Genomic DNA, 4985 nt, shown 5'->3' on the forward strand with positions numbered 1-4985 from the left:
CCCTCAAACCGGAAGAGCCGATTTTCTTTTCGGGGTGATCATGCCCAGTCCGATGTACCCCTTGTCGCCAATACGCCTGGGTGGTGACGCCCCGTCGGGCAGGTCGGTGGCGGGGACGTCGAGCAGGCCGCTGCGGCGCAGGGCCTGAGCGTCGTGCGCGCATCCGTCCTGGGGGTCGGACACCCAGGCCAGGGTCCCTGACAGGGCGCAGGCCACCTGGACGCTCAGCCCCGTGGTCTTGTGCTCACCGGAGCACAGCTCAAAGTGGTCCTTCCAGGACCAGCACTGAAGCAGGGTGGCGTCGATGATCAGCTGGGCCGTGGCATCCAGGTCCTCCACCGTTGGAGCACTGCCGTTCAGGCATGCGGCAATCAGGGGCGTGCAGGCGCTGATGACGCGAAAGACGGTGGCCTGCCAGACGCCGTAGAGCTCGGCGAGCAGCTCCTGGGGCAGGTTGTGCCGCAGCCAGGATCAGGGTCAGGCGCACGCACACGAACAGCCCCAGCGCCCTCGCCCCGAAGACCGGCAGATCGGGGTTCTCGGCGAAAATGGCCTCGCACAGGCCCATAACCTCACACCGAGGGATTCTCGTGCTACTATTCGTCATGGCGGTTTGCTTCTTGGTTGGATTGGCTTAAGCGCCAAAGATTCTCTCAAGAGCAAGCCGCCACCCTGCTTAGCGACACGCTATTACCAACAAAACACCCTAAACACCCCTATGAATAAGCCTCATGGCCATCACAGTCGGCTACGCCCGCGTCTCCACCACCAGCCAGCACCTCGACATGCAGCTCGACGCCCTCACGGCGTCGGGCTGCACCCGTATCCACACCGACACCGCCTCAGGTGCCCTGGCCGCTCGCCCCGGCCTCGACCAGGCCCTGGCCGAGCTCGACGAGGGCGACACCCTCGTCGTGTGGCGCCTCGACCGCCTCGGGCGCTCCCTGCCACACCTCGTGGCCACCATCGACAACCTCACCCGCCGAGGCGTCAACCTTCGCAGCCTCCACGAGTCCATCGACACCACAACCCCCACCGGCCGCCTCATGGTCCACCTCATCGCCAGTTTGGCGGCGTTCGAGCGCGAGCTCACCATCGAGCGGACAATCGCCGGCCTCGAAGCCGCCAGGGCCCGAGGCGCGAGCCTCGGCCGCCCCACCGTCTGGACACCACAACGCGCCGAAGCCGCCACCGCCCTCCTGGCCGCCGGCGCCACCGTCACCGAAGTTGCCCAAGCGCTCAACGTCAGCAGAGCAACCGTCTACCGCCACGCCATCCCACCCAAGACCGCGCCGACAAGGACTTGCCCACACCACTAATCGGTACTACCATAATCGTGTGAGGTTCGAGTTCACCGATTCAGCTGACAAGCACGACGTTCCCCGTCCCGACGCGGAGTACGCCGTCATGCACCACGTCGACTACGAGATCCTCCAACCCCGCCGTCCAGGCGAGCAGTCATTCATGTTCGTCGGCCTGCCCCACCCACAGGCACTGCGCTACCTCGAAGTCGGCGTCGCCGTTGACGGTCGCGGCCGACGCATCATCTTCCACGCCATGGAGGTCACAGACCTCTACCGACACCTCATTCCACCCACAGACCGCTGACCCACCAGACCAGAAGGAAGCACCATGACCAACGATCCTGCACCCACTCCACTGACTGAAGCCGACCAGGCCTACTACAACCAGCTCGACGAGGACGTCACCGCAGGCCGCATCCCCACCATCGGACACGGAACCCACCGCGACGGCTCACGCATCAGCGACGCAGATCTTGACGCCATCCTCCGAGGCCGCCCAGGCCTCGGACAGTCCCACGCCACCGGCCGCGGACGCTCCCCACGCCGCCAGGTCCGCCTACCCGAGCACACCAACGCGGCTCTTGACGCCTATATCGAGAAGCACGGCACCACCGCAAGCGCCGTCATCCGCGACGCCGTCGAGGCATACCTCGCCACCGCCTGAACCACACCGATCCGGCCATCCACCGCCCCTCCCACCTATCCCTATATCTGAAAGGGCTCCCACCGTGGCCACCAACGGGCACAAGAACCGATCCATCAAACGCCTCCACCTCGACCTACGAAACCCCCGACTCGGTCGCCCCTCCGTCGACACTGAGGCTGATGCCATGGCCCGGCTACTGAAGGAGTTCGGCACCAAGATCGTCGGCTTGGCAAGAAGCATCGCCGAGCACGGACTCAACCCCACCGAGTCGTGGGCGATCGTCCACGAGGACAACAAGTATGTCGTCCTGGAGGGCAACCGCCGCCTCGTCGCCTGCCGGCTCCTCGACAACCCCCGCAAGGCCCCCGACCCGCAGACAGCTGCAACCTTCGAGCGCATCAAACGAGGAGTCCGCACCACTGGCTCCTACCTGAACCCCAGCTGCGTAGAGTTCGAGCACCGCGCCGACGCCCGCTACTGGATCCACCTCAAGCACCACGGCGCTGGCAGCGGCGAAGGCACCGCGGCATGGGGTCCAGAGATGGTCTACCTCGACCAGGTCAACAGCGGCAGCAACCCTGTGGAGTGGAACGAGTTCTGGTACTGGCTGGAGGAGACCTACCAGCACGATCGCCCACTGGTCGACCTCATCGACCAGGCCCGACGCGAGCAGTACACCCTCATGGACCGTGTCTACACCTGGAAGGTCAAAGAGCTTCTCGGCGCCAGCTTCACCCAGCCCGGCCAGATCAACGTCAACGTCGACCCCGACAAGATCAAGCCGTTCATCCACAAGCTCATCACCGGGATGCTCACGCCCCAGCCCAAGGACCCCGAGGCGCCAGGTGCCGCCGACATCCTCGTCATCTCCTCCCGCACCCTCAACAACCGAAAACCGGCCGCCAAGAAACTGGCTGACGTGTGGAAGGACACCATCGGTGACACCGACGTCACCCCCACCAGCACCGGTACAACCAGCCCCGCCCAGGATGCCGGAGGCACCGAGCAGGCGCCTGGCCCCTCTGGCGCTTCCTCCTCCACCGCAGGCACCGGAGCCGCAGACAACCTTGCCTCGGGAGCCGCCACCGAGCAGAAGAAACCCCGCCCGGAAGGCGGCTCCCGACCCCGCCAACCCAAGCCTCGCAAGAGCGAGACCCACCTCTACCACGGTGTACAGCGCACCCACATGCCTGACCGACTCAGGAACATGCTCCAGGAATGCAGCCAGCTGGAGATCACCGCATCCCCGGAGACGGCGTCGGTCATGGCGCGAGTTGTGGTTGAGGCCGCCTCCGACGCACTCATTGACCACCAGAGCCTCCAGCTGAAGCAGAGAGCAACACTTCAGGACAAGCTCGCTGTCGTCATGCGTCATCTCGACCCTCTCCTGGACTCCAAGAACCCCACCCGTCTAGAGCTAGCTGGAACCTGGGCGGCAGTACGCACAGATACTGCCAACGGACACTTCGTCCGCGATCTCAACAGCTGCGTGCACTTTTTCCAGTTCACCGCCGCACCCGAGATGGCGAAGCGAGCAAACGCCCTGTTTACGCCCCTGCTCAACGCCATCAACGCTGAGCTCGGCAACCCGCCCACCGGGGTGGTGGCCACGAGCAACCAAAACGGGCAGGCTTGACCCGTGAGGTACCTGTCCCCCCTGCGCTACCCCGGCGGCAAAGCCCGTCTGGCCCCCTTCTTCGCCCGCCTGATCCGCTCCCAGGTCCCCGCCCCGACCCACTACGCCGAGCCCTACGCCGGCGGCGCCGGCGCCGCCCTACGCCTCCTGACCGACGGCGCCGTCGATCACATCCACATCAACGACATCAACGCCGGAATCGCCGCGTTCTGGCGCACCATCACCACCCCCGACGGTGCCGAATCCTTCAACCGGCTCATCAGCAGCACCCCCGTCACCATCGACCAGTGGCACCACCAGCGCGCCGTCTACCAGGCCGGCCAGGCAGACGACCTCACCCTCGGCTTCGCCACCTTCTACCTCAACCGCACCAACCGATCCGGCATCCTCGACGCCCGCCCCATCGGCGGCCTCGAACAGACCGGCAAGTGGAAGATCGACGCCCGCTACAACAAGCCCGCCCTCATCGAAAGAGTCAAGCACGTAGCCACCCTCGGCCACCGCATCCACGTCACCCAGCTCGACGGCCTCGACTTCCTCACCACCATGGAGCCCCACGCCACCGACGTCCTCGTCTACGCCGACCCTCCCTACGTCGAGCAAGGAGGAAGCCTCTACCTCCACGCCTTCAACGCCAACGACCACCAAGCCCTAGCCGACAAGCTCCTAACAGCCACCTACCCATGGCTCCTGACCTACGACGACCAGGAAATCATCTGGGCCGACCTCTACACCGCCGCACGCTGCGCACGCTTCAACATCGCCCACACCGCCGCCATCCAGCACGTCGGCAAGGAAACCATCGTCTACGGCCCCACCCTCACCGTCCCCACAGGCCTCGAAATCACCCCCGGAGTCCACGCAACCTGGATCGCCTAACCCAGAGAGCACGCCTGAGACACGGCCCTATCCGCTCCCACGCACCAGACTCCCACTGAGCAGCAAGCCCAGACATAGCCGACGGTATCGACGACACCCCACACCCCGGGCACACCCCAGGACGCCCATCAGCATTCGTCGACGTCGTCATGACCGTGGCCGGCCCACCATGCTCCTTGGGTCACCCGCTTGTGGTCACCTTCAACCCCGGGGCCGGGAGAGCTGGATCCTCTCCCTGTCAAGCCCCGGGTTTTGTGGGGGCTTGTTTATCTGGTTCCGGCTAGCGCGGGTTGGCGCTGTCCGGGGTCTGGTGGCGCCGACTCGGCGAGTCCGGCGCCGGCGTCGGTGTCGGTGGTGGGGGCCTGGAGGGCCCAGGCGGCCTCGTGCTCGACGGGCGTCTGCATGGAGATCGCCCAGTGGGGCCGGGCCGTGTTGTACCAGTGCACCCACCGCGCGGTGGCGATCTCGACGTCCTGAAGGTCCCTGAACATCCCATGGGGCCTGACCAGCTCGGCCTTGC

The 4985-nt window shown here is 65.7% G+C and carries 7 protein-coding genes and 1 pseudogene; 5 read left to right on the top strand and 3 right to left on the bottom strand.

Annotation, left to right across the window (positions count from 1 at the left end):
• Window positions 1-3 precede the first annotated feature (3 nt).
• Both A1QA_RS16420 and A1QA_RS16795 read right to left on the bottom strand, forming a co-directional pair.
• Window positions 4-339: a transposase family protein gene (locus A1QA_RS16420; RefSeq protein WP_017177501.1), complete on the bottom strand. Its 336-nt coding sequence runs from the start codon at window positions 337-339 to the stop codon at window positions 4-6.
• A 69-nt stretch (window positions 340-408) separates the two neighbouring features.
• A pseudogene (locus tag A1QA_RS16795) lies at window positions 409-465 on the bottom strand (hypothetical protein); the annotation flags it as partial.
• A gap of 266 nt (window positions 466-731) precedes the next feature.
• Here A1QA_RS16795 and A1QA_RS13220 point away from each other — a divergent pair.
• The 5 genes from A1QA_RS13220 (at window position 732) to A1QA_RS0103315 (ending at window position 4465) form a co-directional block, all read left to right on the top strand.
• Entirely contained in the window at window positions 732-1319 is a 588-nt protein-coding gene (locus A1QA_RS13220; RefSeq protein ID WP_017177502.1) for a recombinase family protein, read from the top strand.
• A 19-nt stretch (window positions 1320-1338) separates the two neighbouring features.
• Complete coding sequence (locus tag A1QA_RS13225; protein WP_017177503.1) at window positions 1339-1608, top strand: hypothetical protein; 270 nt, start codon at window positions 1339-1341, stop codon at window positions 1606-1608.
• Window positions 1609-1632: 24 nt separating this feature from the next.
• Window positions 1633-1968 carry a ribbon-helix-helix domain-containing protein gene (locus A1QA_RS0103305; RefSeq protein ID WP_017177504.1) on the top strand — a complete coding sequence of 112 codons (336 nt, stop codon included), beginning with the start codon at window positions 1633-1635 and terminating at the stop codon, window positions 1966-1968.
• A gap of 166 nt (window positions 1969-2134) precedes the next feature.
• Complete coding sequence (locus A1QA_RS0103310; protein ID WP_017177505.1) at window positions 2135-3586, top strand: ParB N-terminal domain-containing protein; 1452 nt, start codon at window positions 2135-2137, stop codon at window positions 3584-3586.
• A gap of 3 nt (window positions 3587-3589) precedes the next feature.
• Entirely contained in the window at window positions 3590-4465 is an 876-nt protein-coding gene (locus A1QA_RS0103315) for a DNA adenine methylase (protein WP_017177506.1), read from the top strand.
• Between the two features lie 266 nt (window positions 4466-4731).
• Here A1QA_RS0103315 and A1QA_RS13230 read toward each other — a convergent pair.
• The coding region (locus A1QA_RS13230; RefSeq protein ID WP_043507999.1) for an integrase core domain-containing protein at window positions 4732-4985 on the bottom strand (254 nt) is incomplete at its 5' end.

It is taken from the genome of Actinomyces timonensis DSM 23838 (assembly GCF_000295095.1).
In the GTDB taxonomy this organism is placed as follows: Bacteria; Actinomycetota; Actinomycetes; order Actinomycetales; family Actinomycetaceae; genus Actinomyces; species Actinomyces timonensis.